The organism is Ruegeria sp. BC8 (assembly GCF_056535705.1).
On the sequence record NZ_JBQFIV010000001.1, the window covers coordinates 3,126,822 to 3,152,697 of the forward strand.

The window sequence follows — 25,876 nt, forward strand, 5'->3', positions numbered from 1 at the left end:
CCTTGTGATCACGACATGAAGACTGAGGGGGGCATACGCTCCTCCCAGTGTGCCCCTCTCGGATTGAAACCCAACCGAAAGGAGCCTGTCATGTTCAAGCGTGTATTCGGACTGGCACTTGTCTTTGGAATGGCTGCGGCAGCGCCGCCTGCATTGGCACAGAACTGTGCCTTGCGCGGAGATGTGATCGCCAAACTGCAGCAATCCTATTCAGAGGAGCTTGCCTTTGGCGGCTTGCAGAACTCGCGAGGCGGACAAACGGTCATGGAGGTATGGGCCTCACGCGAAAGCGGGACCTATACCGTTCTGGTGACCCACGCCAACGGCATCAGCTGCATTGTCGCCGCCGGCACCGATTTCTTTGAAGCGATCCCAAAGATTCAAGCCGAGGGGACGCCCAGTTGAACTGAGCGCCGCTCGCGGTCCACTGCCACCCACATTGCCACTTTTCCCCAACGGTGTTAGGGGCTGCCCAAACCGTTGTTGATCGGAATGGAGCATCTGATGGCTGGCGACTACATCGTCAAAGACATTTCACTGGCCGGGTTCGGCCGCAAGGAATTGGATATCGCGGAAACCGAAATGCCGGGCCTTATGGCTCTGCGTGCGGAATACGGCGACAACAAGCCGCTGAAAGGGGCGCGCATCGTCGGGTCGTTGCACATGACGATCCAGACTGCCGTGCTGATCGAAACGCTGGTCGCGCTGGGCGCGGATGTGCGCTGGGCGTCGTGCAACATCTTCTCGACCCAGGACCATGCGGCAGCGGCCATCGCCGAGGCGGGCATTCCTGTCTTTGCCATCAAGGGCCAGACTCTGGAAGAGCATTGGGACTATCTCGACAAGTCTTTCCTGTTCGAAGACGGCCCGAACATGATCCTGGATGATGGCGGCGACGCCACGCTGTACATCCTGCTGGGCGCGCGCGCCGAAGCGGGCGAGGACATCATCCCCGTCCCGTCCTCGGAAGAGGAAGAAGTCATCAAGGCGCAGATCAAGAAGCGGATGGCCGCCAGCCCGGGCTGGTTCACCAAGGTACGCGATCAGATCAAGGGCGTGTCCGAGGAAACCACCACCGGCGTCAACCGCCTGTATCAGCTGGTCAAGGACGGCCAACTGCCGTTCCCGGCGATCAACGTGAATGACAGCGTCACCAAGTCGAAGTTCGACAACAAGTACGGCTGCAAGGAATCGCTGGTCGACGGTATCCGCCGCGCCACCGATACGATGATGGCTGGCAAGGTTGCCGTGGTCTGTGGCTATGGCGACGTGGGCAAGGGCTCGGCCGCGTCCCTGCGCGGCGCTGGCGCCCGCGTGAAGGTGACCGAGGTCGACCCGATCTGCGCCCTGCAGGCCGCCATGGACGGGTTCGAGGTGGTTCTGCTGGAAGACGTGGTTTCGACCGCCGACATCTTCATCACCACCACCGGCAACAAGGACGTGATCCGCATCGAGCACATGCGCGAGATGAAGGACATGGCCATCGTCGGAAATATCGGCCATTTCGACAACGAGATTCAGGTGGCCAGCCTGAAAAACCACAAATGGACCAACATCAAGGACCAGGTGGACATGATCGAGATGCCCTCGGGCAACCGCATCATCCTGCTGTCCGAAGGCCGTCTGTTGAACCTGGGCAATGCCACCGGACACCCGTCCTTCGTGATGTCGGCCTCGTTCACCAATCAGGTTCTGGCCCAGATCGAACTGTTCACCAAAGGCGACCAGTACGAGAACAAGGTCTATATCCTGCCCAAGCACCTGGACGAGAAGGTTGCACGCCTGCATCTGGACCGGATCGGCGTCAAGCTGACCAAGCTGGACAAGGAACAGGCGGATTACATCGGCGTTACGCCCGAAGGCCCGTTCAAGCCCGAGCATTACCGGTATTGATCCGTCAGAAATACGCGGAGAAGGCGGCCATTTGGGCCGCCTTTTTTGTTGCGCTCAGCGGAGCGGCGGCACGAAATCGCCGCGCCCCTGCGGCGTCAGGTCCAGAATGTTCCACAGGGGCCAGGCAGCATCGACATGGCGTGGATGCCAGTCGCTGGGCTGAAAGAACAGCTCGGAGCTCCAGAAATGGTGAATGCCATCCGCATCGCGTTGAAACACGTTCAGAATCGGCAACTGGTTTCCGTCCTCGGTCTCGGCCAGATAGTCTTGCTGGTACGTTGTATCCAACGCGGAATAGAGCGGCAGATCCTGCCAGCCCATGCGCTGGCTCAGCGCAGCCAGGGCATCCGGTGTATTCTGCGCCACGACCGCAAAGGCGGTTTTTCGGGTCAGATGTGCGACCTGCCCGGTCAGCCCGTCCAGAAAGGCCGAGCACATGGGGCAGGGGTCCTTCGCCTTGGGGCCAAACATCAGCGAATACACGACCAGAGTGTCATGATCACCGAACAGGCTTGAAATCGGGGCAATTTTGCCCCCGAGGTCCCGAAACGCGTAATCCTGCGGGATTTGGCCGCCCTTGGGCAAGGTCCGGCGCAGCGCGGCCACTTCCTCGACCCGCGCACGCAGATCGGCTTCGGCGGCCAACAGAGCATTTCGGGCGGTTCGGTATTCGGCGCTTTCGTTCGGTAGGGCGATGGTCATGGCAGTCTCCTCGACTCAATGATTAACTAAAATGTTAAATAAAACTGAAACAATGATCAACCCGAAGGTGCGCGTATCCCTGCCTTGGGGGGAAACCGTAGGATTTTTCCCTTTGTTGAAAAGCTGTCAGCCGTTACCGTTCAGCCAGCGCCGCAAAGGCCGGAACCCAACCCACACAGGAGAGGACAATGGGAAAACGTGACGAGTTGATCGCCAAATACGCGGATGATCTGACGAACAAATGCTGTATGACGCCGGACATGGACCTGCTGACCAAGGTTACCATTGGATGCGGCCCGGCCATCTATGACGCGGATGCCGCGACCGTCGCCGCCAGCCAGGAAGGTGAGCTGGAGACCGTCAAGAACAACTTCCTGATCAAGAAACTGGGCCTGTCGGATGGCCCCGAGCTGATGGCAGCGATCAACAAGGTCATGGAGACCTATGGCATGTCCGAGCGCAACAAATACCGTGCAGTGGTCTATTACATGCTGACCAAGCATTTCGGCAAAGAGTCGGTCTACGGCTGATTCCACCGCGACATTCGGAAACGCCCGCCCGACTGGTTCGGCGGGCGTTTTGCATTTGAATCATAATCTATTGATTTCATGTTTGAAAAACCGCCGTGTTCTGGGGTACGTTCAACCCGTGACCAGGACGGTCAGAACCAGAGATTTCTTTGCGTGTGGTGAGTAGGGAGCACGCGGGGTAGGGAAGGTTCTGCATCGTCAGGGCCTTCCCTTTTTTCAATCCGGTTCGGTCTGGCCCAATTCGCAGATCACCGCCCATTCAGCATCCGAGACGGGCTGCACCGACAGGCGCGAGTTTTTCACCAGCACCATGTCGGCCAGCCTCGGATCAGCCTTGATCTGGTCCAGCGTGACCGGTTTGGCGAAGGGGCGCACCGCCTTGATGTCCACGCAGTCCCACCGGTCGTCGTCGGTGGTGCTGTCGGGGTGAGCCTCGGCGCAGACCTCGACGATGCCGACGATCGCCTTGTCCTTCTGAGAATGATAGAAAAACCCCCGGTCGCCCAGCTTCATCTGCCGCATGAAATTGCGGGCCTGATAGTTGCGCACCCCGTCCCATTCCTCGCCCGCGTCGCTCTTGGCGACCTGCTGGTCCCAGCTCCAGGTCGAGGGTTCGGATTTGAACAGCCAATAAGCCATCAGCCGATGACCTTCTTCCACGGGATCAGTTCGACCGATTTGAACAGACCGGCCTTGGCGTAGGGATCGTTGTCGGCCCAGGCCTGTGCGGCGGCCAGGTCCTCGACATCCAGGATGACCAGCGACCCGATCATGGCATCGCCGTCCAGCAACGGCCCGGCCTGTGCGACCACGCCGGTTTCTTCGATATAGGCCAGGTGCGCGGCGCGGTTGTCCAGCCGGGTCTGCAGGGCGCCGTCCTTGTCGCGGGCGATCAGGGCGATAAGCATGTCATTCCTCCTTGAGTGGGCGATTGAGCAGGGATTGCAAAGCCTCGGCAACACTGTAGGCGCCACGGCTGAGCTGCGCCACCGTCTGGCATATGGGCATGTCCAGCGCCTCGGTCGCGGCGATGGCGGCCATGGCATTTGCCGTGGCCACGCCTTCGACGGTGGTCGCGGCGTCAAAGGACTCGCTGCGGCCCAGCGACAGGCCGAACCGGAAGTTGCGCGACAGGTCGGACGAGCAGGTCAGGACCAGATCGCCCAGACCCGACAGGCCCATCAGGGTTTCGGGCCGGGCGCCGCGCATCGCGGCAAAGCGCTGCATCTCGGCAAAGCCGCGCGTCATCAGGGCCGCGCGGGCGCTGTCCCCCAGACCCGCGCCGATGCAGGCCCCGCAGGCGATGGCCATCACGTTCTTCAGTGCGCCGCCCAGTTCGGCCCCGGTCACGTCGGTGGTCCGGTAGAGCCGCAGGTTGGCGGTGGTCAGCGACTGTTGCAGCCGGGTGCCCAGGTCCGCGTCGCCGCAGGCCAGTGTCAGCGCCGTAGGCAACCCGCGGGCGATGTCGTCGGCAAAGCTGGGCCCGGTCAGCAAGGCAGTGCGTGCACCGGGCAGCACCTGTTCGATCACGGCAATCGGACCCAGACCGGTGGACAGTTCGATGCCTTTGCAGCAGGCCACGAGGGTGCGACCCTGCAGGTCCGCTGCATAGTCCGACAGGACATCGCGCAGTTTTTGCATGGGCACGGCCAGCAACAACACGTCGCTTTGACAGGCCAGGGTGATTTCAGCTGTCACCGTGATGGCGTCGGGCAGGGTGACACCCGGCAGACGGGTGTCATTGCGGCGGGTCGCCTGCATCGTCTGCGCCTGCTCGCCCGACCGGGCCCACAAGGTGACCGGACCCTTGCCCGCCAGCGAAATCGCCAGCGCGGTGCCGAAGGCGCCCGATCCAAGGACCGAGACGTTCATGCCTTGGCCCCCTTGCGCCCGCCGCCCAGCATGGCCGGGCTGGTTTGATCCAGCGGCCAGCGCGGCCGGGCGGTCAGGTCCAGCCCGTCACGCGCGCCCAGCCGGAACCGCTCCAACCCGGCATAGGCAATCATCGCCGCATTGTCGGTGCACAGGTGCAGCGGCGGGGCGGTAAACCGTGCGCCCGCATCCGCGCAAACAGACTCTAACGCGGTCCGAATGGCTGTGTTGGCCGCGACGCCCCCGGCCACGGCGATGACCGGCTCGGCCGGGTTGGTTTCAAGATACAGGGCGATGGCGCGGCGGGTCTTTTCGGCCAGCGTATCCACGACCGCCTGTTGGAACCCGGCGCACAGATCGGCGCGGTCCTGACGCGTCAGCCCGCCCTTGTCGGCCACGATCTGGTCGCGCATCCGCATCAAGGCGGTCTTGAGCCCGGAAAAGGACAGATCGCATCCGGGCCGGTCCAGCAGCGGCCGCGGAAAGCGAAAACGTTTGGGATCGCCATCGCGCGCCTCGGCCTCGACAGAGGGGCCGCCGGGCTGGGGCAGGCCCAGCAGACGCGCGGTCTTGTCGAAGGCCTCGCCCGGGGCGTCGTCGATGGTGCCGCCCAGCCGGGTGAACTGCTCGGGGCCGTGGGCGATCAGGTATTGGCAATGCCCGCCGGACACCAGCAGCATCAGGTAGGGAAAGGCGATCCCGTCCGTCAGCCGCGGGGTCAGCGCGTGGCCGGCCAGGTGGTTGACGCCGATCAGCGGCAGACCGGTGGCCGCGCTGATCCCCTTGGCGCACATCACGCCGGACATGACCCCGCCGATCAGTCCCGGCCCGGCGGTCACGGCCACGGCGTCTATATCCTGCAGAGTCAGGCCCGCCTGCTCCAACGCCTGCTGCACGCAGACATCCAGCTTTTCGGCATGCGCGCGCGCCGCGATCTCGGGCACCACGCCGCCAAAGGCACTGTGCAGCTCCGTCTGGCCATGCACGACCGAAGACAGAACCTCAGCCCGTTGCCCGCCGGACTGGCGCACCACGGCCGCCGCCGTGTCATCACAGCTGCTTTCCAATCCCAGAACGGTAAGTGTTTGCACCATCTGCCTGAACCATTGCATCATGATCTGGTCGCGGGGTATCACCCCGCGCCGCAGCAAACAATCCTCAAGGCCCGAACGCCCGCCCGTGTACCTGTTGATGACCCGCCCCCGCGCCGCCTCGGAAAGGTTCGTGGCGCAGCTGCCCGAACGTTTGCGGTCGCGGGTTCAGGTGGTCTATTCCCCGCTGCTGGATATCCGACCGATGGAACAGGCGGTGGACACGACTGGAATTCGGGGCCTGATCTTCACCTCGGCCAATGGCGTGGCGGCCGCCGCGGCGCAGGATGTGCGCCGGGATCTACCCGCCTATTGCGTGGGGCCGGCCACCACCGAAACGGCCCGCCAGGCCGGGTGGGAGGCCCGAATGGCCGGCGAAACCGCCGAGGAACTGGTCGCCAAACTGCTCAAAGAGCGCCCGGACAGCCCGCTGCTGCATCTGCGCGGCGAACACAGCCGGGGAAACATCGCGGCCCGGCTGACCGAACTGGGCCTGACCGTGCGGGAACAGCCGGTCTATCGCCAGCATTTGCTGCCTTTGACGCCCGAGGCCCGGGCGGCTGCGGCTGGTTCGGCCCCGGTGATTGCGCCCTTGTTCTCGCCGCGGACCGCGCGACAATTTGCCGACCTTTGGCCCGGACCGGCGCCGCTTTTGGTCGCCGCGATGAGCGGACCGACCGCCGAGCCCCTTGAAAACTTGGCGATTGCCTGTTTGCGGATTGCCAAACGCCCGACGCCCAAGAAAATGCGGAAAGCCGTGAAAAAACTCGTTAAATACGCGATCCGGCTTGAGGGTGCGATGGGCGCGGATTAACTTGGACGCGTCTGCGCGTCAGGTTTTATGGGAATCGACAGGGGGAAGTGACGGTGGCTGCCAAGAAAGACACAGACCAGAAACCGGCCGACGACCCCAAGGTCGATGAGGTGCCCGAAGCGGTCGACGCCAAGACTGACGCCTACACGCTTGACCCGGAAGATCGGGTTGAACAAAGCCCTTCCGAAGCCGAAGCCGAAGCCGAAGCCGAAGCCGAAGCCGAAGCCGAAGCCGAAGCCGAAGCCGAAGCCGAAGCCGAAGCCGAAGCCGAAGCCGAAGCCGAAGCCGAAGCCGAAGCCGAAGCCGAAGCCGAAGCCGAAGCCGAAGCCGAAGCCGAAGCCGAAGCCGAAGCCGAAGCCGAAGCCGAAGCCGAAGCCGAAGCCGAAGCCGAAGCCGAAGCCGAACGGGCTACGGCAACCGATCAGCAACCTGAGGCCAAGCGAAGCGGGTTCATGCCGGCGCTGATCGGTGGCGTCATCGCGGCGGCGCTGGGGTTCGCCGCCGGACGCAGCGATCTGCTTTGGCCGGCGGGGTCCGATCCGTCCGAGGCGATTGCAGCGCTTGAGACCAAGGTGTCCGACCAGGCTCAGCAACTGGCTGACCTGAGCAAGCAATTGTCTGGAGTTCCCGACCCGTCCGCTGAAATCGCGGCGCTGAGCGCCAAGCTGACACCGATCGAAAGCGATCTTGGCGCGCTCAAATCCAATGTCGACGATCTGTCCGGCAAGCTCGACCCCTTGGCGCAACGCGTCGCACAGCTTGAGGCACGTCCGTTGACCGACGCCGCCTCGCCCGAAACCGTTGCGGCCGTCGAGGCCGAGCTGAAGAAGCTGCAGGAGTCGCTGGCCGCCCAGCGTGCCGAAGTCGAAAAGATGGTCGCCGAAGCGCAAACCCTGGACGCGCAGGCCCAAGCCCGGGCACAGGCGGCAGAGAACCTGGCCGCGCTGTCCAAGATTCAGGGTCAATTGGATGCCGGCGCACCCTATGCCGATCTGGTGGCCCAGTTGCAGACCGGCGGCGTGCAGGTGCCGGACGCCCTGTCCACTCCGGCCGGCGAAGGTGTGCCGACACTGACGGATCTGCGCGAGAGTTTTGCGCCTGCCGCCCGAACTGCGCTGGCAGATGCGCGCGAAGCCGACAAGGGAACGGGCCTTGTCGCCTTTCTTCAGCGGCAGACCGGCGCCCGGTCCGTTTCGCCAAAAGATGGCAATGATCCCGACGCCATCCTGTCACGAGCAGAGGCCGCGTTGGGCAAAGGTGACATCAGCACGGCCTTGACCGAGCTGGGCGCGATTCCGGAAGCGGCGCAGCCAGCAATGGCCGAATGGACCGCGGCTGCCAAAACCCGCCAATCCGCGGTCGAAGCCGCCAATGCGCTTGTGACAAGCGTGAACTCGAACTGAGGGGCCTGCCATGCTCTGGTCATTGTTGAAGATCCTGGTTTTTGTCGCGATCGTCGGCCTTCTGGCCATGGGGGCAGGCGTTCTGATGGAAACCAGCGGCGGCATCCAGATCACCGCGATGGGAACCGAAGTCACGCTCAGCCCGCTGCAGTCGGTGATCGCGCTGGGCCTGCTGGTTCTGGCGGTTTGGCTGTTCTTCAAGCTGCTCAACCTGCTGATTGCGACCCTGAAATTCCTCAACGGTGATGAAACTGCCCTTTCGCGCTATTTCGACCGCAGCCGCGAGAAACGGGGCTATCAGGCGCTGGCTGACGGGTTGATGGCGCTGGCCTCGGGCGAGGGGCGGACGGCCATGACGATGGCGCACAAGGCCGAACGGCTGCTGAACAAGCCGGAACTGACGAACCTTCTGGTGGCCCAGGCGGCCGAAATGGTCGGTGACACCAAGAAGGCCTCGGAAACCTACAAGAAACTGGTGACGGATCAGGCCACACGTTTCGTCGGCGTGCGCGGAATCATGAAACAGAAGTTGGCCGAGGGCGACGATGAAACCGCGCGCAAACTCGCCGAAAAAGCACTGGCGCTGAAGCCGCGGCATCAGGAAACGCAGGATGTGCTTCTGAAACTGCAGACCAAGGCGCAGGACTGGGCCGGCGCACGGTCGACCCTGACCGCCAAGTTGAAGTCCGGCGCGCTGCCGCGTGATGTGTACAAGCGACGCGACGCAGTTCTGGCCCTGTCCGAGGCCAAGGGAATTCTGGACGAAACCGCCAGTGTCGAACAGCAGGAGCGCGCGATCGAGGCGAACCGCCTCTCACCCGACCTGGTGCCGGCGGCAGCCATGGCCGCACGCGCTTACATCGCCAAGGGCAAGCCGCGCGCCGCGACAAAGATTCTCAAAAAAGCATGGGAGGCGCAGCCGCATCCGGATCTGGCCCATGCCTTTGCCGAGATCGTGCCCGACGAAACCGCCGAGGAACGGGTCAAGCGCTTTACGGCATTGACGCGCATCCATCCCGAGCATCTGGAAACCCGCCTGATTTTGGCCGAGCTGAACATCGTCGCTGAAGACTTTCCCGAGGCCCGCCGGGCGCTTGGAGATGTGGTCGAGAAAGGTGCCGATGCCCGAGCCTATACCCTGATGGCCGCCATCGAGCGCGGCGAAGGAGCCTCGGACGCGGTGGTTCAGGGCTGGCTGGCCAAAGCGTTGAATGCGCCGCGCGGGCCGCAATGGGTTTGCGACAACTGCCATGACATCCAGGCTGAATGGGCGCCGGTCTGCCCCAACTGTCACAGCTTTGACACGCTCAGCTGGCAGACCCCCAAAACCCCTGAGATCGCCACGGCGACGGGTGTTCACATGCTGCCTCTGATCGTGGGGGCGTTGGAAGACCGCTCGGATATGGCCGAGGACGCCGAGATCGAGGATATCCCCGAGCCTGAGATTGTCGATGCCAGCATGGCCGATCAGGCCCCCGAAGAGCCAGAGACCGAAGACGCCGGACCGAAACCGGCCTAGCGGGCGGTTTCGACGTCAAACGCGTCGTTCCACAGTTTGAACAACTCTGCCCGGCGGTTCGGGTCGCTGGCCACCAGAAGGGCGGGCGACAAGGGGATGAACCGTCGTGCGCTGGGCGTCAGTCCGGTCTCGGCCGAATCCATCCGGGATACAAGCCCCGAGGTTGCGAGCAAGTCCTGCGCTTGGGCAGAAAGCAGGAAATCCAGCAAACGGGCTGCGGCGGCGCTGTTGCCTGCATTCTTCGGGATCAGAAAGGCGCGGGACAGGACGAGGGTGTAGTCCTCAGGCAAGATCACCCCAACTGCGGGGTCCTGGGCATTCGCGACATATGAGCCAAGCACGTTGTAGGCGATCAGGAACCGGCCCTCGGCAACGTCGCGAATGATCTCGGCGGAACAACAGGTGGCGATGGCATCTATGCGCGCGAAACCTTCGATCAGTGACCCGAAGGTGGTCGCCTCGAGACTGTCGCCATAGGCAAACAGATACCCCAGCCCCGAGGCCGCGATGTCGTAGGTCGCCACCCGGCCGCGCAGCAGGTCGGGGCGGGTGCGCATCGCGTCCAGAAGGGCAAAGCGGCTGCGCGGCACCTCCAGATCGTCCAGACGATCCTTGTTGTAGACGATGACCGCGGGTTCGGTGGTGATCCCCCACAGCTCGTCCCGCCAGCGCCGGGCCGGGGGCAGCGCCTGCGTCTGGGCCGAGCTGTAGCGGTGGGCGCAGGCGGCATTGACCAACCAGACCATCTGCTGAACGGCCGAGGAAAACACCGCATCGGCCGGGCTGTGACCGGTCTTGCAGGCCGTCTTGCTGTGCTGGAACAGCGCGTTCGAGCCCCATTGTTCATAGGTGATGGTCAGGTCTGGGTTCTGCGCCGCGAACTGTTCCATCACCGGGCGGATAATGCCGATATCCGTGGTCGAGCGCACAAGCAGGGGGGTGGGCCCGGTGCCGAATTCGGTAACTGCTTCCTGCGCCGCGGTGCGGGTACCCAACGTCAGCAGGCACAGGGCCAGCGGGATCAGAAACCGTATCATGCGCCTGTTCCTTCGGTGGCGGCCGGAAAGTTCAGCGATACGCGAAACCCGTCATCGGTGCGGGTCATCTCGACGGTGCCGTCAAAGGCTTCGGCGGTGGATTTGACGATCGACAGACCCAGCCCGCTGCTGTCCTCGCCCGAGCCTGCGTTGCGGTTGAACCGGTCGCCCAGCCGGGCAGAGACCGACGTTTCCGGCCCCGGACCGCTGTCGCGCACCCACAGAACGGCGCGGCCACCCTCCAGGCTGGCGCCGATGCTGACCGGGGCCTTGCCGTGACGCAGCGCGTTGCCCAGCAGGTTCTTGGTGGCCTCGCCCAGCGAAAACGCATCGCCCCGCACCCAGACCGGGTTTTCCCCGATTTTCAGATGCACCTCGACGCCGGGGGCGATCACCTCGTGGTCGCTCTGCTCCAGCGCCTCGAGCGCCACTTCGCGCAGATCGACCGGCAGGCGCGGGGCGCTGTCGATGCGGTGGATGACCATCGCGCGCGACAGGAGCTGATCCAGAAGTGTCCCGAGCGACCGCGTACGGTTCAGCAGCCGGTCCAGCGCGCGGTGGCGAGCTGGGGCATCCGGATCCGCCTGCGCGATTTCGGCCTGCACCCGGATCGCCGCGACCGGGGTGCGCAACTGATGCGCGGTGTCGGCGATCAGGTTGCGCATCGACAGAACCTGCCGGTCCAGCCGCCCCATGAACCGGTTCATCGCCGCGATCATGACCTGCAATTCGCGCGGCAGCCCGTCGCTGGCCACGGGCGTCAGGTCATAGGGGTCACGGCGGATCAGGTCATCTGACATAGCCTCGAGCGGGCGCAGCGCAGAACGGGTGACGAACCAGGACATGATCAGCAGCAACGCGCCCGCCACCGCCATCGGCAGCAGAGCATCCAGCATCAGCCCGGCGGTCATCGCGCGCCGCGCCAGCAAGGTCTGCCCGACCACGATTTCGACCTCGCCGGAAAAGTCGCGCTCGGCGAACAGGCGGGGCAAACGGACGAACCGGGCCGGCTCCCCGTTCAGGTCTGCCGCGAAATATTGGGCCGACTGGCTGAAGGGTTGCGGGGGCGCGATCACCGTGTCCGGGTCCAGCCCGGTGATGAAGCGCCCGTCGGGCCCGCGCACCGCGTAGTAGATCCGGTCATCCGGGGCCTGTGCCAGCAGTTCAAAGGCCGAAACCGGCAGGTCGACGATGGGCTGGCCGTCCTGGATGCGCACGGATTCGGCGATGTCGCTGGCCGCGCCCAACAGCAGCCGGTCATAGGCCTGACGGGCCGCCAACCGGCCGTTGGCCCAGATCGACAGGCCGACCAGCACGCCGCCCAGAACAAGGATCAGCATCACCGCGCTCAGCACCCGGGCGGTCAGGCTGTGGGGCAGGGGCGGCCTAACCATGCAGGCCGATCCGGTACCCGACCCCGCGCTGGGTTGTGATGGTCACACCGCTGCCCGAGAATTTCTTGCGCAGCCGGGCGATATACAGCTCGATCGCGTTCACGCCCACATCGGCATCCTCGAACCCGTAAAGCGAGTCGTACAGCCGCGCCTTGGACAGGAACTGCCCTTCGTGCCGGATCAAGGCGTCCAGCACGGCGGCCTCGCGCGCGGTCAGGTTCAGGCGTTTGCCGCCCAGCGTGGCGCTGCGGTCTTTGGGGGCATAGACCAGCGGGCCCAGCGTGATCTGCTCGCTTTTGCGGTCGGCATCTCGGCGCACCAGCGCGCGCAACCGCGCCTCGAGCTCGCGCTGGTCGAAGGGTTTGCCCAGATAATCGTCGGCCCCTTTATCCAGCGCGGCGACCCGGTCCTCGACCGCAGTCAGCGCGGTCAGCATCAAGACCGGAATGCGGTCGCCCCCGCCACGGATTTCGTCCAGAAAGCCCAGGCCCGACCCGTCGGGCAGGTTGATGTCCAGCAGGATCGCGTCATAGCCCTGGACCGCGCGGAAATCGCGCGCGGCCTCGACCGAGGTCGCCAGATCGCATACGACACCGGACCGGCCCAGATGGGCCACGACGCCCTCGGCCAGATCCTCGGCATCCTCGATCATCAATACGCGCATTGTCCCCCCGAACGCCCGTCGCAACATGACAGGTTCGTGACAGCATTATTCGTTAAAGAAAATCAACCTGCAAGGAAGGGCTGCGCGTCCGACTCACTGCAGGGACCGGTTTCGTCTGCGTAACAGCAGGCCAAGAAGACACTAGGAGGAGAACCAAATGAAACTGTTTGGAACCGGCGGCGTCGTAGCCGCTGCCGTATTCGCCCTGACCGGCTTTGCCGCCAGCGCTCAGGAATGTATTGCACCTGCAAACCCCGGTGGTGGTTGGGACTTTACCTGCCGTCAGGTGGGCAAGTCGCTGCAGGATCTGGGCCTGATCGACCAGACCATGCAGGTCGTGAACCTGGCCGGTGGCGGCGGTGGCGTGGCCTTTGCCGAGGTGGTGAACAAGCGCAATGACGACAACAACCTGATTGTCGCCGCAAGTGCCGCAACCGCAACCCGTCTGGCCCAGGGCGCCTATCCGGGCAACACCATGGATCAGGTCCGCTGGCTGGCCGCGATCGGCGCCGACTATGGCGTGATCGCCGTGGCTGCCGACAGCTCCGTCAACACCCTGCCCGAGCTGCTGGACCAGATCAAAGCCGACCCGGCTTCGGTTTCGGTTGCTGGCGGTTCGGCCGTGGGCGGCTGGGACCACCTGAAGGTGCTGATCGCGGCCAACGCCTATGGCATCGACGATGTCCGCTCGGTCAAGTACATCGCCTTTGACGGCGGTGGCGAGGCGGTGACCCAGCTGCTGGCCGGCTCGGTCCAGGCCTTTACCGGTGACATTTCCGAAGCCAAGGGTTTCGTGGATTCCGGCGACATCAAAGTGATCGCGGTTCTGGCGCCCGAGCGTCTGCCCGGTGAATTCGCTGACTTCCCGACCGCCAAGGAACAGGGTGTGGATGCCATCGGCGCCAACTGGCGCGGTTTCTACGCTCCGGGCGGCATGTCGGACGAGGCCTACAACGACTGGGTCGCAAAAATCGGTGACCTGTATGCGTCGGACGAGTGGAAAGAAGTGATGGCCGCCAACGGTCTGGCTCCGCTGGACCTGCAGGGCGAGGACTTCCAGAACTTCGTTGCCGAGTCCGTCGGTCAGATCCAGACCATCTCGAAAGAGATCGGGATCATCAAGTAACCTCACCACTCACGTGCAGGCGGGTGCCGCGACAGCGTGGCGCCCGCACTCTTTTTTCCCGAACAACAGGAGACACCGATGAGTGACCGCATCTTCGGGGTTGTCGGACTTCTTCTTGCCATTGGTTTCGCGATATCCGCGCTGGCGATCGAAGAAAGCTTTCTGTCCGATGCCGTTGGGCCCAAGGCCTTTCCTTTGATCATCGCCGCCATTCTGGGCGTGTCCAGCGCGGTGATCGCCCTGCGCCCGGACGCCGAGCCGGAGTGGCCGGCCCTTGGCCGTCTGGTCGAGATCGCCGCCGCGGTGGTGGTCATGATCCTGTATGCCGAATTGCTGCCCGAGCTGGGCTTCGTCATCGCAACGGCCTTTGCCGCGGCCTACCTGGCCTGGCGATTGGGGTCCGGCCCGATCGAAAGCGTTCTGGTCGGCGTGGGTACCTCGGTTGGCATCTACGTCATTTTCCACCTGGTTCTGGGCCTGTCGCTGGCCAAAGGGCCGCTGGGTTTCTAGGGGGCGATCATGGAAACTTTTGCATCCTTGGCCGATGGGTTCGCCATCGCGCTGACTTGGCAGAACCTGATGTTGGCCCTTCTGGGCTGTTTTCTGGGCACGGTCATGGGCGCGCTGCCGGGCCTGGGCCCGTCGAACGGCGTGGCCATCCTGATCCCGCTGGCCTTCACGCTGGGGCTGGGCGCGACACCGTCGCTGATCCTGCTGACCAGTGTCTATTACGGGGCGATGTACGGGGGGCGGATCTCGTCGATCCTGCTGAACATCCCCGGCGACGAGCCTGCGATGATGACCTGTCTGGATGGGCATCCCATGGCCAAAAAAGGCCTGGCGGGTGAGGCTCTTTCGCTGTCGGGTATCGCCTCGTTTGTCGGCGCGTTCCTGGCGACCTGGGGTCTGATCCTGCTGGCGCCTCAGCTGGTCAAAGTGGCACTGCTGTTCGGCCCGGCCGAATATTTTGCCCTTTTTGCGCTGGCGTTCATGACGCTGGGCGGTGTGTCGTCGACCAACCAGGCCAAATCGGCTTTTGCCGCCGCGCTGGGGCTTGGACTGGCGACCATCGGCGTTGATACCCAAACGGGCGTGCCGCGCTTTACCTATGGCGAAGTGCATCTGTACGACGGGATCGATTTCCTGGTGGCCATCGTCGGGCTGTTTGCCCTGTCCGAGGTATTCATTTTCCTCGAACACCGGCATGGCGGGTCTGACGCCGAGGGCAGCAAGCTGAAAATCGGCAAGCTCTACCCTCCGATGTCGATGATCAAGAGCTGCACGCCGACGATGCTGCGCACCTCGTTCCTGGGCTTCATCGCCGGGGTTCTTCCCGGGGCCGGGGCATCACTGGGGTCGTTCATTTCGTACTCGATGGAAAAGCGGCTGGTGGACAAGAAAAACACCTTTGGCACCGGTGATCCGCGCGGCGTGGCCGCGCCCGAGGCTGGCAACAACGCCGCCGCCGGAGGCGCATTGGTACCGATGCTGGCGCTGGGCGTTCCGGGGTCGGGTACCACGGCGGTACTGCTGGCGGTGTTGCTGGCGCTGAACATCACGCCCGGGCCGCTGTTGTTCACCCAGAATCCGGATGTGGTTTGGGGCCTGATCGCGGCGCTGTTCATCGCCAACTTCATGCTGCTGGCCATGAACATCCCAATGGTGGGCCTGTTCACCCGCGTGCTGATGATCCCGTCGCGCATCCTGATGCCGATCGTGGCCATGGTCAGCTTTGTCGGCATCTACGGCATTTCCGGGTCCAGCTTTGACCTGCTGGTGATGATCGGGTTCGGCGTGATGGGCTGGGTCCTGCGCAAGCTGGACGTGCCGCTGGTGCCGATCATTCTGGGTACCCTGCTGGGCAACGCGATGGAGAACAACCTGCGTCGCGCCGTGACCATCGACAATGGCAACTGGTGGACCCTGATCGACAGCCCGCTGTCCATCGGGTTGTGGGCGATCGCGATCATCGGCTTTGTCCTGCCCCTGATCGTGGGCGCCCGGGTCAAGGCCAAGATGCACCAGCGTCGTGACGAAGAAGGCGCGATCAGCGATTGATCTGCCTGTCCGCCGCCCGCCGAAATGGTCGGGCGGCGGATCGTTTTCCGGCCCGTGACCTGCAGGGTCCGCCTGCCGATTGTCCCAGACACTTCGCTTTGCTAACGTCACTCTCGCGTCGGGGAGGGCGTGCAAACCGAAATGCTGGATTACTCGCATAACGCTTGGCTCGTAGCGGCCTCGTTGGCCGTCGCACTCATGGCCGGTTTCACCGGCCTGTATCTGACGCATGGTGCTTCAAAGCTGGATGACCAGAGGCGGAAGTTCGTCGTCGCCCTGGCTGCGGTCATTCTGGGCGGCGGCATCTGGTCGATGCATTTCGTGGCCATGCTGGGCCTGCAACTGCCGATCCTGTTTTACTATGACGCGTTGATCACTCTGATCTCGGCCCTGGTTGCCATTCTGATGGTCGGGCTGGCGCTGCTGCTGTTGCATTTTCGCGCGCGTAGCCAGGGCACGATTGTCGGCGCGGGTGTGATCGTGGGTCTTGGTATCGTGGTGATGCACTATATCGGCATGGCCGGGATGGAGCTGTGCCGCCCCGTCTACACCGCATCGGACGTTGCGATCGCGACCGTGGCTTCGGTGTTGCTGTCAGTGCTGGCGATCTGGGTTGCCTACGACAATCGCACCCAGCGCAATATCCTGCTGGGCACCGTCTGTTTCGGCCTGGCCGTGTTCACCATGCACTTCGTCGCCACGGGCCTGACCGATTTTACCGCCAGTGACAACGCAGGTGGCGCGGGCCCGGCTTTGAACAATCAGGTTCTTGCGATGGGGGTGACCGTTGCGGTGTTCCTGATTTGCGGGGCATTTCTGCTGACCGGGATCACCTTTATCGGGCCCGAGCCGGCGGTCGAAGCGCCGCAGCCGGAACCGGCTCTGCGCGCCGGCGTCCCGTTCGAGCGCGAGGGCCAGACCTTTTTCACCGAACCAGCGCGCGTCGCCGCCATTCGGGCCGAGGGGCACTACACCGTTTTGTACATGGGCGCCGAGAAACTGTTCTGCCCTTGGTCGATCACCGAGGCCGAAACCCGCCTGAAACCAGACGGCTTTTTGCGGGCCCACCGAAGTTACCTTGTGAACCCCCGACACGTTTCCCGGTTTGAGCGGCACAAGGACAACGGCACCTGTTATTTCGACCAGGTCGATGCGCTCAGCAAGGTGCCGGTCAGCCGATCCCGCCTGACGGACATCCGCGAGGCGCTGGGCCTCTGATCGCAACTCGTGCAGCCCATTCGCATTTCGTGAAACAACCCGCGCCCCCCGTTCCTGCGCGATAGCCTGCGCACGCCCTCAGGACTTTGCTTAATCTCAAGGCCCCGACGTGAACGGGCCAAGGGAGGAAAACATGATACCAGCCGGTTTCGAGTATCACCGGCCAGGCGACATCGCCTCGGCCATCGGCATTCTGCAGGAACACGGGGACGAAGCGCGCGTGATCGCAGGCGGGCACAGCCTGATCCCGATGATGAAGCTGCGCATGGCCGAGATGGGCCATCTGGTCGACCTGCAGGCCATCGAGGAACTCAAAGGCATTGAGGTCGGGTCCGATACTGTGACCCTGGGCGCGATGGTCACGCAGCACGAGTTGATCACCCACGACGGTCTGGCCGACGCGATCCCGCTGATCCGCGAAGCGGCGCTGCAGATCGCGGATCCGCAGGTGCGATACATGGGTACGGTCGGCGGGAACGTGGCCAACGGGGATCCGGGCAATGACATGCCGGGTCTGATGCAGTGCCTGAACGCGTCGTTCGAACTGTCCGGCCCAGACGGCACCCGCAACGTCCCGGCCCGCGATTTCTACGAGGCGGCCTATTTTACCGCCCGCGAGGACGAGGAGATCCTGACACGGATTTCCATCCCTGTTCCCGGCCCCGGTGTCGGGCAGGCCTATGAAAAGCAGAAACGCAAGATCGGCGACTACGCAACCGCGGCTGCCGCAGTGATGGTTGGCAACGGTCAGGCATCGGTGGCGATGACCAACCTGTCCGACACGCCCGTCTGGTCTGACGCGGCCAGCGCGGCACTGGCTTCGGGCGATGTCGACGGCTGCGTGGCCGCGATGCTCGAGGCGATCGACCCGGTGGCCGACAACCGCGGCCCCGTCGAATTCAAGAAACACGTGGCCGCCGTGATGCTGCGCCGCGCCATCGACCGTGCGCAGAGCCGCGCGGGCTGAGGGGAGGAACACAGATGTCGAAGATGCATATCAAACTCACCGTGAACGGCAAGCAGGTCGAGGGCCTGGCCGAGCCGCGCACGTTGCTGATCCACTTCCTGCGGGAGGATCTGAAAATCACCGGCCCGCATATCGGTTGCGAAACCAGCCACTGCGGAGCCTGCACCGTGGATATTGATGGCAAATCCGTCAAATCCTGCACGACCTTCGTGGCGCAGGTGAACCGGGCCGATATCACCACCGTCGAAGGGCTGACCAATGACGACGGCAGCCTTGGTGTGTTGCAGGAAATGTTCCGCGAGCATCACGGGCTGCAGTGCGGTTTCTGCACGCCGGGTATGATCACCCGCGCGCATCGCCTGCTGCAGGAAAACCCCAACCCGACCGAAGAAGAAATCCGCTTTGGCATGGCCGGCAATCTCTGCCGCTGCACCGGGTACCAGAACATCGTCAAGGCGATCTCGGCCTCGGCTGACATGCTGAACGCGCAGAAGGAGGCCGCGGAATGAACGACCAGACCATGACCCCCGAAGAACGCGCCGCAAACCTCAAGGGGATGGGCAGCTCGCGCAAACGCGTCGAGGACGTGCGCTTTACCCAAGGCAAGGGCAACTACGTTGATGACATCAAGCTGGACGGAATGCTGTTCGGTGCCTTTGTCCGTTCACCCTATGCCCATGCCCGCGTTGTCAGTGTCAACAAAGAGGCCGCTCTGGCCGTGCCAGGTGTCGTGGCCGTTCTGACGGCCGAGGACTTGGCGCCGCTGGGTCTGCACTGGATGCCCACGCTTGCCGGCGACAAGCAGATGGTGCTGGCCGACGGCAAGGTCCTGTTCCAGGGCCAGGAGGTGGCCTATGTGGTTGCAGAAGACCGCTATGTCGCCGCGGATGCCGTCGAACTGGTCGAAGTCGAATACGAGGAACTGCCGGTTCTGACCGACCCGTTCGAGGCGCTGAAATCTGACGTGGTGCTGCGTGAAGATCTGGAAGGTCAGACCGAAGGCGCCCACGGGCCGCGCAAGCATCACAACCACATCTTCACCTGGGAACAGGGCGACAAGGACGCGACCGAAGCCGTTCTGGCCGAAGCCGATGTGGTGGCCGAGGAGATGGTCTATTACCACCGGACACACCCCTGCCCGCTTGAGACCTGCGGCTGCGTGGCCAGCATGGACAAGGTGACCGGCAAGCTGACGCTGTACGGCACCTTTCAGGCGCCGCATGCGATCCGCACCGTCGTGTCCCTGATTTCGGGCCTGGCCGAGCACAATATCCGGGTGATCAGCCCCGATATCGGCGGCGGTTTCGGCAACAAGGTGGGCGCTTATGCTGGTTATGTCTGTTCGGTCGTGGCCTCGATCGTCACCGGTCAGCCGGTGAAATGGGTCGAGAACCGGATGGAAAACCTGATGTCCACCGCCTTTGCCCGCGACTACTGGATGCAGGGCAAGATCGCCGCCACCAAAGACGGCAAGATCACGGGCCTGTGGTGTCATACAACCGCGGACCACGGTGGGTTCGACGCCTGCGCCGACCCGACCAAGTTCCCGGCCGGGTTCATGAACATCTGCACCGGGTCCTACGACATCCCGACCGCCTATCTGGCCGTGGACGGCGTCTACACCAATAAGGCTCCGGGGGGTGTGGCCTATCGCTGTTCCTTCCGCGTGACCGAGGCCGCCTATTTCATCGAGCGGATGATCGAGGTTCTGGCCATCAAGTTGAACATGGACGCGGCCGAGCTGCGCCGGATCAATTTCATCAAGGCCGACCAGTTCCCCTATCAGTCCGCGCTGGGATGGGAATATGACTCGGGCGATTACCACACCGCCTGGGACAAGGCGCTGGCTGCGGTTGGATACGAGGATCTGCGTGCCGAACAGGCACAGCGGGTCGAGGACTTCAAGGCCGGCAAGACGCGGAAGCTTCTGGGGATTGGTCTGACGCATTTTACCGAAATCGTCGGGGCAGGGCCTGTGAAGAACTGCGATATTCTGGGCTTGGGGATGTTCGACAGCTGCGAAATCCGCATCCACCCGACCGGGTCAGCCATCGCGCGGCTGGGGACGATCTCTCAGGGTCAGGGTCATGCCACGACCTTTGCCCAGATCATCGCCAGCGAGATCGGTCTTCCAGCCGACGACATCACGTTGGAGGAAGGGGACACCGACACCGCGCCTTATGGGCTTGGGACCTATGGGTCTCGGTCGACACCTGTGGCCGGTGCGGCAACGGCGATGGCCGCCCGCAAAATCCGCGCCAAGGCGCAGATGATCGCAGCCTACTTGCTGGAGGTGCATGACGACGACGTTGAATGGGACGTGGACCGGTTCTCAGTCAAAGGCGCGCCAGAGCGGCTCAAGACCATGAAGGAAATCGCCTTCGCTGCCTACAATCAGGCAATCCCGGGGTTGGAGCCGGGTCTGGAGGCTGTCAGCTACTATGACCCGCCAAACATGACCTACCCCTTCGGTGCCTATATCTGTGTCATGGAGATCGACGTGGATACCGGCGAATGGGACGTTCGGCAGTTCTACGCGCTGGACGATTGCGGAACCCGGATCAACCCTATGATCATCGAAGGGCAGGTCCATGGTGGCGTGACCGAGGCGCTGGCCATCGCGATGGGTCAGGAAATCGCCTATGATGAGATGGGCAATGTGAAGACTGGCACCCTGATGGACTTCTTCCTGCCCACGGCATGGGAGACGCCCAACTACACCACTGATCACACGGTGACCCCCTCGCCGCATCATCCGATCGGCGCGAAGGGTGTCGGCGAAAGCCCGAATGTGGGTGGCGTGCCGGCGTTCTCGAATGCGGTGCATGATGCGTTCCGACCGTTTGGCCTGGTTCAGAGCCACATGCCGCATGACCATTGGCGGATCTGGAAGATCGCCAACGGTTTGGGGATGCACGGGTAGTCGGTTTCGGACCGGCGAGGCCCGGTCCGACCGAACGGAGGGGGCGCTGACCCCCTCCAACCCCCTCGGGATATTTTGGTCAAACGAAGATTGGACCCTGGTGTGACACTGAGTGACGTTCAGAACGGTTTGGCCCAGCAGGGCTATGTTGCCGACGACCGGTTGGCGATGGCGTTGCATTTGGCCCAGAACCTAGGACGACCGCTGCTGCTGGAGGGTCCGGCCGGCGTCGGCAAGACCGAAGTGGCCAAGGCGCTGGCGGCGTGGCGAGACGCCCGTTTGATCCGCTTGCAGTGTTACGAAGGGTTGGACGCCAGTCACGCGATCTATGAGTGGAACTACCAGCGGCAGCTGCTGGCCATCCGAGCCTCCGAGGCGCGCGGCGGAACCAGCGAGGCCCAGCTGTTTTCCGACGACTATCTGCTGAAGCGGCCGTTGCTGGAGGCGATCAGCGCCGATGATCCGCCCGTTCTGCTGATCGATGAGATTGACCGGGCCGATGAAGAATTTGAGGCCTACCTGCTTGAAATCCTGTCGGACTTTCAGATCACGATCCCGGAACTGGGGACGATTTCCGCCAAAACGCGACCCATCGTCATTCTGACCGCGAACGGTACGCGCGATCTTTCGGATGCGCTGCGGCGGCGGTGTCTGTACAGCTTTTTGAACTATCCGTCTGGCGAGACCGAAATGGCCATCCTGCGGGCACGGATGCCCGAAGTCGAAGGGCTGTTGGCGCGCCAGATCATCGGAGTGGTTCAGAACCTGCGCAAGGAAGATCTGGAAAAGACACCCGGCATTGCCGAGATGCTGGATTGGGCCGCGGCCCTGTCGGGTCTTGGCGTCAACGATCTGTCCCAATCACCCGAGGCCGTACAGGCCACACTGGTTTGTCTGCTGAAGACCGCTGCGGATTACGATGCCGTTCCACCCGAGGTGATGGATCGCCTGATCGGAAAGGTCGCGTGATGCAGGTGACACGGTTTCCAGCGCGGGCGAACGGATTGGCTGACCGGATGGCGGGATTCGTGGCGCATCTGCGCGGGAACGGTTTGCGGGTCGGACCGCGTGAGACCGGAGATGCGCTGGCCGCACTGGCCTCGGTCGAGGCCACCGATGTCGGGCAGGCGCGGGATGCCTTGTGTGCCCTGATGTCCGGGGATGCCGAGGATTGCCGGCGCTTTGACGATTTGTTCAATGCCTATTGGTTCAACGCGGGCAAGCAGCGGAGCGGTGTCGCACAGAACACCCATGTCAGGGTCCAGTCGGCCAATCCGATGATCTGGCAGACCGAAGATCGCGGAGACTCCGCTGACGCTTCCCCCGATGCGCAGGATGCCAGCACTCCGGGTTCCGGGGATGGACAGGCCGAAGGAATGGACGGGAAGCTGATCGCAACCCGGACCGACAACCTGTCGCGCCGGGATCTGCGCGAGTTGATGGACGAGCAATCCCTGCGCCGGGCCGAAGCCGCGGCCCTCGCCCTGGCGCGGGCGATCCGGGATCGACGTTCGCGCAGGCGCAAACAGGCGCGGCGGGGTCCGGCGCTGGACATGCGTCGCATCCAGCGGGCGAGCCTTGCGCGCGGGGGCGAGCCTTTGGAGCTGTTTCGCCGTGCCCGACCACCACGCCCGATGCGGATCGTCGCGCTGTGTGATGTCAGCGGGTCCATGACCGTCTATTCGCGTGTATTTCTGGCCTTTCTCAAGGGCCTTGTGGCCAGCGGAACGGATGCGGATGCCTATCTGTTTCACACGCGGTTGATGCGGGTCACCGATGCGTTGCGGGACCACGACACACTGCGCGCCGCTGGCCGGTTGTCGCTGATGGCCGAAGGTTTTGGCGGCGGCACGGACATCTCCGGCAGTCTCGAAGGATTTCTGGACGGATACGGCGCGCGAGCGCTGAATGGGCGCACCATCGTGCTGATCCTTTCGGATGGCTATTGCAGCTCTGACCCGCAGGCGCTGGGTGCGGCTTTGGCGAGGATCCGGCGCAAGGCGCGCCGGATCGTCTGGCTGAACCCTCTGAAAGGTTGGGAGAACTATCAGCCCGTCGCCGCCGCCATGCAGGCCGCCTTGCCCCATCTGGATGCGCACCTTCCGGCAAATACGCTCGACGCGCTGGCCGCGTTGGAGCCCGAGTTTCAAAAGTTGTGAGAGGAACCGACCATGCCTGGTTTCGACATTTTCGACACGATTGACCAGTTGCGCAGCAGCGGCGAAGCGTTCTGCGTCGCAACGGTGGTGCGGACGGCAGATGCGACCTCGGCCAAGGCGGGCGCCAAGGCGGCGATCACCCGGGACGGGAGGATCCTTGGCCATCTGGGTGGAGCCTGTGTCCAGCGGGCGGTGCGCGCCTCGGCACAGGAAGCGCTGGCCAGCGGTGCGTCGCGGATGATCCGCGTGAAACCCTCGGACAAGGTGGTGGCAATGACCGATCCGGATGGCGTTCAGACCTTCAAGAGTGGTTGCCCATCCGGCGGTACGGTCGATCTGCTGGTCGAACCCTATCAACACGCGCCCCGCCTGGTGATCTTTGGCGACACCCCGATTGCCCATGCGCTGGCGGACCATGCGGCATTGGCCGGGTTGCGCGTATTCGTTTCGTTTGAGACCAGCGACGCGGCTGCGCAATCATGTTTCGACCCAGACGACGTGGATGCGTTGGGGGTTGAGCCCCGCGATTTTGTCGTCGTCGCCTCGCAAGGCCGGAACGACAGGGCAGCGTTGGCCTCGGCGCTCGGTACGCCGGCAAGGCGGGTGTCGATGGTGGCCAGCCAGCGCAAGGCGAAGGTTCTGACGGACAGGTTGGTATTGCAGGGTATGGACACCGAGAAGGTTGCGCGCCTGAAGTCGCCTGCCGGCTTGGATATCGGGGCCATTGATCCGCACGAAATCGCCTTGTCGATCCTGGCCGAGATCGTGCGCTGGCGAAATGCGGACACTGCCGAGGAGACAACTCATGATGAAAAACTTGCGTAGCTGGGTGGCGCGGCTATGGCCGCCCCGACCCGCCCAAACCCCCGAGGATGCCGCGGAACAGGCGCTGCGCGTCTTTCCCAGATGTTGCTGAGCAGAGGAATACCCAATGGAACTGACTGACGAAATTCGCATTGCGGCCCCCCGGGACGCGGTTTATCGCGCGCTGAACGATCCCGAGGTTCTGCGTGAGTGCATCCCCGGCTGCGAAGAGCTGACCCAGACCGCCCCCAACGAGCTTGAGGCCAAGGTGGTGCTGAAAATCGGTCCGGTGAAAGCGCGGTTCGCTGGCGAGGTGACACTGGACCAGACCAACGCCCCCGACGGGTTTTCGCTGGTGGGCGAGGGCAAGGGCGGAGCCGCAGGCTTTGCCAAGGGTGGTGCGGACGTAACGCTGACCGAGGATGGTGACGAGACCGTTCTGACCTATACCGCCAAGGTTGATGTCGGGGGCAAGATCGCCCAGTTGGGCAGTCGTCTGATCGCCGGGACGGCCAAGAAGCTCTCGGGCAAGTTCTTCACCCGGTTCGGCGAGGTCGTTGCCGCGCAAACCGCTGCCTGAGGCAGGCGCCCGGCGCCGTTCCGGTTGACGAATTGCGTGAGGGGGGTATGCACCTGCATAGTGTTTGGTGCTGATGCAGCAGGAGACAGTGGTGCCCCCCACCTCGAAAATTGCCGAACTTGAGAATTGGCTGGCGATGAAGCCCGGTGACCTCAAGTCGATTCGTCAGCTGGTCACACGGCTGGAACATGCGCCCAAGGCTCCGGGTTCGGCTGGGCGTTTTTCTGCGGCACAAGCGGACATCGTTACCTCGCTGGGCGCCGATTGGCAGGCGGATCTTTTTGAGCCCGAGCACATGGTCAAACAGTACCGCGCATGGTTGGCTGCATTGCGAAGCCGCGGAGTTTCGCAAGCGGTGCCGATCGGGCAGGTCTTTTCCGGGCGAGTCCTCAAGGTACGCGGGCAGAACGCCTATTGCGGCGTTTTTCTGGACTTCTTCAAAGAGACCGGCGCCATCCCGGCGTTGTGCAACGACTGCTACAAAGTGCAGATTTTGCCGCATGACCTGCGTGCGATGTTCCAGACCTATGCCCTGCTGCTTAAGCTGGATCTACCCAATGACAATGCCCGCAAATGCATGATTGAGCTGCGCGACGGGATCAAATTCCCGTACAAGGCCTATATCTATTGCGACACCGTTGATGACGTGCGCGCCTGCCTGCACGCGTTCCGCGATCTTCAGGCCAAGCATGGGATTGAAGGAATCAGCAGCAAGATCTCGCACGGATGTTCGGAATACGGGCAGAAGTATCCAGCATTCAAATTTCCGGAAACCGATGACGCGCCCGAGTTCGTTCCCGATCCGCAATGGCCCGCTATCGAAAAGGCCTATTTCAGGTCGATCAAGCTTCCGGCACAGGCCCGGGACAGCAACACCCGTGAGCATGTGAGCCTGCGCGATGTCTTCGCCTTCTGCACATGGGTCAAATACGCCGACCTGATCGGCGACCCGACCAGCGAGGCCTACGCGGCGCTGCGCGGACCGGACCTTCCCCAGCAATTCATCAAGCGGGTGCGGTCTCAGGCAAAGATCCGTCGCCGCGAGATGGAGGAATTGCAGAAGACGGAATGAGAGCCGACCACCCGTTCGAGGGTGGTTTGCGCGGTCGTCAAATCTTTTCG

The 25,876-nt window shown here is 63.4% G+C and carries 26 protein-coding genes; 18 read left to right on the plus strand and 8 right to left on the minus strand.

Annotation, left to right across the window (positions count from 1 at the left end; genetic code table 11):
- Positions 1-90 precede the first annotated feature (90 nt).
- Positions 91-405: a hypothetical protein gene (locus tag ACR3EK_RS15740; protein ID WP_170361060.1), complete on the plus strand. Its 315-nt coding sequence runs from the start codon at positions 91-93 to the stop codon at positions 403-405.
- A 99-nt stretch (positions 406-504) separates the two neighbouring features.
- Complete coding sequence (gene ahcY, locus ACR3EK_RS15745; protein WP_170433499.1) at positions 505-1,893, plus strand: adenosylhomocysteinase; 1,389 nt, start codon at positions 505-507, stop codon at positions 1,891-1,893.
- A gap of 54 nt (positions 1,894-1,947) precedes the next feature.
- Here ahcY and ACR3EK_RS15750 read toward each other — a convergent pair whose 3' ends face one another.
- Complete coding sequence (locus ACR3EK_RS15750) at positions 1,948-2,595, minus strand: DUF899 family protein (RefSeq protein ID WP_480633858.1); 648 nt, start codon at positions 2,593-2,595, stop codon at positions 1,948-1,950.
- A gap of 188 nt (positions 2,596-2,783) precedes the next feature.
- Here ACR3EK_RS15750 and ACR3EK_RS15755 point away from each other — a divergent pair, with 188 nt between their 5' ends.
- A complete protein-coding gene (locus ACR3EK_RS15755) occupies positions 2,784-3,125 on the plus strand; it encodes a DUF2853 family protein (RefSeq protein ID WP_480633859.1) in 342 nt (113 codons plus the stop codon).
- A 216-nt stretch (positions 3,126-3,341) separates the two neighbouring features.
- Here ACR3EK_RS15755 and ACR3EK_RS15760 read toward each other — a convergent pair whose 3' ends face one another.
- Genes ACR3EK_RS15760 through tsaD form a run of 4 tightly spaced genes read right to left on the minus strand, consistent with a single transcriptional unit; the run spans position 3,342 to position 6,091 of the window.
- Positions 3,342-3,764: an EVE domain-containing protein gene (locus ACR3EK_RS15760; RefSeq protein WP_170440106.1), complete on the minus strand. Its 423-nt coding sequence runs from the start codon at positions 3,762-3,764 to the stop codon at positions 3,342-3,344.
- On the minus strand, positions 3,764-4,033 hold the full coding sequence (locus ACR3EK_RS15765; RefSeq protein ID WP_170364310.1) for a YciI family protein: 270 nt from the start codon (positions 4,031-4,033) through the stop codon (positions 3,764-3,766). Before ACR3EK_RS15765 ends, ACR3EK_RS15760 begins: the two co-directional genes overlap by 1 nt.
- 1 nt (position 4,034) lies before the next feature.
- Positions 4,035-4,997: an NAD(P)H-dependent glycerol-3-phosphate dehydrogenase gene (locus ACR3EK_RS15770; RefSeq protein WP_480633860.1), complete on the minus strand. Its 963-nt coding sequence runs from the start codon at positions 4,995-4,997 to the stop codon at positions 4,035-4,037.
- Entirely contained in the window at positions 4,994-6,091 is a 1,098-nt protein-coding gene (tsaD, locus tag ACR3EK_RS15775; RefSeq protein WP_480634038.1) for a tRNA (adenosine(37)-N6)-threonylcarbamoyltransferase complex transferase subunit TsaD, read from the minus strand. Before tsaD ends, ACR3EK_RS15770 begins: the two co-directional genes overlap by 4 nt.
- A 19-nt stretch (positions 6,092-6,110) precedes the next feature.
- Between tsaD and ACR3EK_RS15780 the strand changes: the two genes are divergently transcribed.
- Genes ACR3EK_RS15780 through ACR3EK_RS15790 form a run of 3 tightly spaced genes read left to right on the plus strand, consistent with a single transcriptional unit; the run spans position 6,111 to position 9,824 of the window.
- Positions 6,111-6,902 (plus strand): uroporphyrinogen-III synthase, encoded by a 792-nt coding sequence (locus tag ACR3EK_RS15780; RefSeq protein WP_254439103.1) that lies wholly within the window; start codon positions 6,111-6,113, stop codon positions 6,900-6,902.
- A 53-nt stretch (positions 6,903-6,955) separates the two neighbouring features.
- Positions 6,956-8,305: a COG4223 family protein gene (locus ACR3EK_RS15785; protein WP_480633861.1), complete on the plus strand. Its 1,350-nt coding sequence runs from the start codon at positions 6,956-6,958 to the stop codon at positions 8,303-8,305.
- A 10-nt stretch (positions 8,306-8,315) separates the two neighbouring features.
- Positions 8,316-9,824 carry a heme biosynthesis protein HemY gene (locus tag ACR3EK_RS15790; RefSeq protein WP_170510682.1) on the plus strand — a complete coding sequence of 503 codons (1,509 nt, stop codon included), beginning with the start codon at positions 8,316-8,318 and terminating at the stop codon, positions 9,822-9,824.
- On the opposite strand, the gene ACR3EK_RS15795 is transcribed toward ACR3EK_RS15790, so the two are convergent.
- Genes ACR3EK_RS15795 through ACR3EK_RS15805 form a run of 3 tightly spaced genes read right to left on the minus strand, consistent with a single transcriptional unit; the run spans position 9,821 to position 12,919 of the window.
- A complete protein-coding gene (locus tag ACR3EK_RS15795; RefSeq protein ID WP_480633862.1) occupies positions 9,821-10,861 on the minus strand; it encodes an ABC transporter substrate-binding protein in 1,041 nt (346 codons plus the stop codon). The genes ACR3EK_RS15790 and ACR3EK_RS15795 overlap by 4 nt on opposite strands.
- Entirely contained in the window at positions 10,858-12,255 is a 1,398-nt protein-coding gene (locus ACR3EK_RS15800; RefSeq protein WP_480633863.1) for a sensor histidine kinase N-terminal domain-containing protein, read from the minus strand. The genes ACR3EK_RS15795 and ACR3EK_RS15800 overlap by 4 nt, the downstream gene beginning before the upstream one ends.
- Positions 12,248-12,919: a response regulator transcription factor gene (locus tag ACR3EK_RS15805; RefSeq protein WP_170340612.1), complete on the minus strand. Its 672-nt coding sequence runs from the start codon at positions 12,917-12,919 to the stop codon at positions 12,248-12,250. Before ACR3EK_RS15805 ends, ACR3EK_RS15800 begins: the two co-directional genes overlap by 8 nt.
- 157 nt (positions 12,920-13,076) lie before the next feature.
- On the opposite strand from ACR3EK_RS15805, the gene ACR3EK_RS15810 reads away from it, so the two are divergent.
- The 12 genes from ACR3EK_RS15810 to ACR3EK_RS15865 all read left to right on the plus strand — a co-directional run bounded on the left by ACR3EK_RS15810 (position 13,077) and on the right by ACR3EK_RS15865 (position 25,826).
- Positions 13,077-14,045, plus strand: a complete 969-nt coding sequence (locus ACR3EK_RS15810) for a Bug family tripartite tricarboxylate transporter substrate binding protein (RefSeq protein ID WP_480633864.1) — start codon at positions 13,077-13,079, stop codon at positions 14,043-14,045.
- Positions 14,046-14,123: 78 nt separating this feature from the next.
- The gene (locus ACR3EK_RS15815) at positions 14,124-14,555 is read left to right on the plus strand and encodes a tripartite tricarboxylate transporter TctB family protein (RefSeq protein ID WP_170340610.1); all 432 of its coding nucleotides are present in this window, start codon (positions 14,124-14,126) and stop codon (positions 14,553-14,555) included.
- 9 nt (positions 14,556-14,564) lie between these two features.
- Positions 14,565-16,103: a tripartite tricarboxylate transporter permease gene (locus tag ACR3EK_RS15820; RefSeq protein WP_170361033.1), complete on the plus strand. Its 1,539-nt coding sequence runs from the start codon at positions 14,565-14,567 to the stop codon at positions 16,101-16,103.
- A 141-nt stretch (positions 16,104-16,244) separates the two neighbouring features.
- Complete coding sequence (locus ACR3EK_RS15825; RefSeq protein WP_480634039.1) at positions 16,245-17,321, plus strand: MHYT domain-containing protein; 1,077 nt, start codon at positions 16,245-16,247, stop codon at positions 17,319-17,321.
- 133 nt (positions 17,322-17,454) lie between these two features.
- A complete protein-coding gene (locus ACR3EK_RS15830; protein ID WP_170361031.1) occupies positions 17,455-18,288 on the plus strand; it encodes an FAD binding domain-containing protein in 834 nt (277 codons plus the stop codon).
- Positions 18,289-18,302: 14 nt separating this feature from the next.
- Positions 18,303-18,797: a (2Fe-2S)-binding protein gene (locus ACR3EK_RS15835; RefSeq protein WP_480633865.1), complete on the plus strand. Its 495-nt coding sequence runs from the start codon at positions 18,303-18,305 to the stop codon at positions 18,795-18,797.
- The gene (locus tag ACR3EK_RS15840; RefSeq protein ID WP_480633866.1) at positions 18,794-21,211 is read left to right on the plus strand and encodes an aerobic carbon-monoxide dehydrogenase large subunit; all 2,418 of its coding nucleotides are present in this window, start codon (positions 18,794-18,796) and stop codon (positions 21,209-21,211) included. Before ACR3EK_RS15835 ends, ACR3EK_RS15840 begins: the two co-directional genes overlap by 4 nt.
- Positions 21,212-21,379: 168 nt before the next feature.
- Complete coding sequence (locus tag ACR3EK_RS15845) at positions 21,380-22,180, plus strand: AAA family ATPase (RefSeq protein WP_480634040.1); 801 nt, start codon at positions 21,380-21,382, stop codon at positions 22,178-22,180.
- The gene (locus tag ACR3EK_RS15850; protein WP_480634041.1) at positions 22,180-23,370 is read left to right on the plus strand and encodes a vWA domain-containing protein; all 1,191 of its coding nucleotides are present in this window, start codon (positions 22,180-22,182) and stop codon (positions 23,368-23,370) included. The genes ACR3EK_RS15845 and ACR3EK_RS15850 overlap by 1 nt, the downstream gene beginning before the upstream one ends.
- Positions 23,371-23,382: 12 nt before the next feature.
- Positions 23,383-24,195, plus strand: a complete 813-nt coding sequence (locus ACR3EK_RS15855; protein WP_480633867.1) for an XdhC family protein — start codon at positions 23,383-23,385, stop codon at positions 24,193-24,195.
- 106 nt (positions 24,196-24,301) lie between these two features.
- Entirely contained in the window at positions 24,302-24,754 is a 453-nt protein-coding gene (locus ACR3EK_RS15860) for an SRPBCC family protein (RefSeq protein ID WP_093963846.1), read from the plus strand.
- Between the two features lie 73 nt (positions 24,755-24,827).
- A complete protein-coding gene (locus ACR3EK_RS15865) occupies positions 24,828-25,826 on the plus strand; it encodes a hypothetical protein (RefSeq protein WP_480633868.1) in 999 nt (332 codons plus the stop codon).
- Positions 25,827-25,876 lie beyond the last annotated feature (50 nt).

Bases quoted from the DNA above. Each gene is read 5' to 3' on its own strand.
- ahcY (WP_170433499.1), top strand. From the start codon at position 505: ATGGCTGGCGACTACATCGTCAAAGACATTTCACTGGCCGGGTTCGGC.
- ACR3EK_RS15810 (WP_480633864.1), top strand. From the start codon at position 13,077: ATGAAACTGTTTGGAACCGGCGGCGTCGTAGCCGCTGCCGTATTCGCC.
- ACR3EK_RS15865 (WP_480633868.1), top strand. From the start codon at position 24,828: ATGCAGCAGGAGACAGTGGTGCCCCCCACCTCGAAAATTGCCGAACTT.
- ACR3EK_RS15755 (WP_480633859.1), top strand. From the start codon at position 2,784: ATGGGAAAACGTGACGAGTTGATCGCCAAATACGCGGATGATCTGACG.
- ACR3EK_RS15760 (WP_170440106.1), bottom strand. From the start codon at position 3,764: ATGGCTTATTGGCTGTTCAAATCCGAACCCTCGACCTGGAGCTGGGAC.
- ACR3EK_RS15855 (WP_480633867.1), top strand. From the start codon at position 23,383: ATGCCTGGTTTCGACATTTTCGACACGATTGACCAGTTGCGCAGCAGC.
- ACR3EK_RS15825 (WP_480634039.1), top strand. From the start codon at position 16,245: ATGCTGGATTACTCGCATAACGCTTGGCTCGTAGCGGCCTCGTTGGCC.
- ACR3EK_RS15805 (WP_170340612.1), bottom strand. From the start codon at position 12,919: ATGCGCGTATTGATGATCGAGGATGCCGAGGATCTGGCCGAGGGCGTC.
- ACR3EK_RS15860 (WP_093963846.1), top strand. From the start codon at position 24,302: ATGGAACTGACTGACGAAATTCGCATTGCGGCCCCCCGGGACGCGGTT.
- ACR3EK_RS15765 (WP_170364310.1), bottom strand. From the start codon at position 4,033: ATGCTTATCGCCCTGATCGCCCGCGACAAGGACGGCGCCCTGCAGACC.
- ACR3EK_RS15830 (WP_170361031.1), top strand. From the start codon at position 17,455: ATGATACCAGCCGGTTTCGAGTATCACCGGCCAGGCGACATCGCCTCG.
- ACR3EK_RS15820 (WP_170361033.1), top strand. From the start codon at position 14,565: ATGGAAACTTTTGCATCCTTGGCCGATGGGTTCGCCATCGCGCTGACT.
- ACR3EK_RS15815 (WP_170340610.1), top strand. From the start codon at position 14,124: ATGAGTGACCGCATCTTCGGGGTTGTCGGACTTCTTCTTGCCATTGGT.
- ACR3EK_RS15840 (WP_480633866.1), top strand. From the start codon at position 18,794: ATGAACGACCAGACCATGACCCCCGAAGAACGCGCCGCAAACCTCAAG.
- ACR3EK_RS15790 (WP_170510682.1), top strand. From the start codon at position 8,316: ATGCTCTGGTCATTGTTGAAGATCCTGGTTTTTGTCGCGATCGTCGGC.
- ACR3EK_RS15740 (WP_170361060.1), top strand. From the start codon at position 91: ATGTTCAAGCGTGTATTCGGACTGGCACTTGTCTTTGGAATGGCTGCG.
- ACR3EK_RS15850 (WP_480634041.1), top strand. From the start codon at position 22,180: ATGCAGGTGACACGGTTTCCAGCGCGGGCGAACGGATTGGCTGACCGG.
- tsaD (WP_480634038.1), bottom strand. From the start codon at position 6,091: ATGGTGCAAACACTTACCGTTCTGGGATTGGAAAGCAGCTGTGATGAC.
- ACR3EK_RS15835 (WP_480633865.1), top strand. From the start codon at position 18,303: ATGTCGAAGATGCATATCAAACTCACCGTGAACGGCAAGCAGGTCGAG.
- ACR3EK_RS15780 (WP_254439103.1), top strand. From the start codon at position 6,111: ATGATCTGGTCGCGGGGTATCACCCCGCGCCGCAGCAAACAATCCTCA.
- ACR3EK_RS15800 (WP_480633863.1), bottom strand. From the start codon at position 12,255: ATGGTTAGGCCGCCCCTGCCCCACAGCCTGACCGCCCGGGTGCTGAGC.
- ACR3EK_RS15770 (WP_480633860.1), bottom strand. From the start codon at position 4,997: ATGAACGTCTCGGTCCTTGGATCGGGCGCCTTCGGCACCGCGCTGGCG.
- ACR3EK_RS15845 (WP_480634040.1), top strand. From the start codon at position 21,380: ATGGCGTTGCATTTGGCCCAGAACCTAGGACGACCGCTGCTGCTGGAG.
- ACR3EK_RS15750 (WP_480633858.1), bottom strand. From the start codon at position 2,595: ATGACCATCGCCCTACCGAACGAAAGCGCCGAATACCGAACCGCCCGA.
- ACR3EK_RS15795 (WP_480633862.1), bottom strand. From the start codon at position 10,861: ATGATACGGTTTCTGATCCCGCTGGCCCTGTGCCTGCTGACGTTGGGT.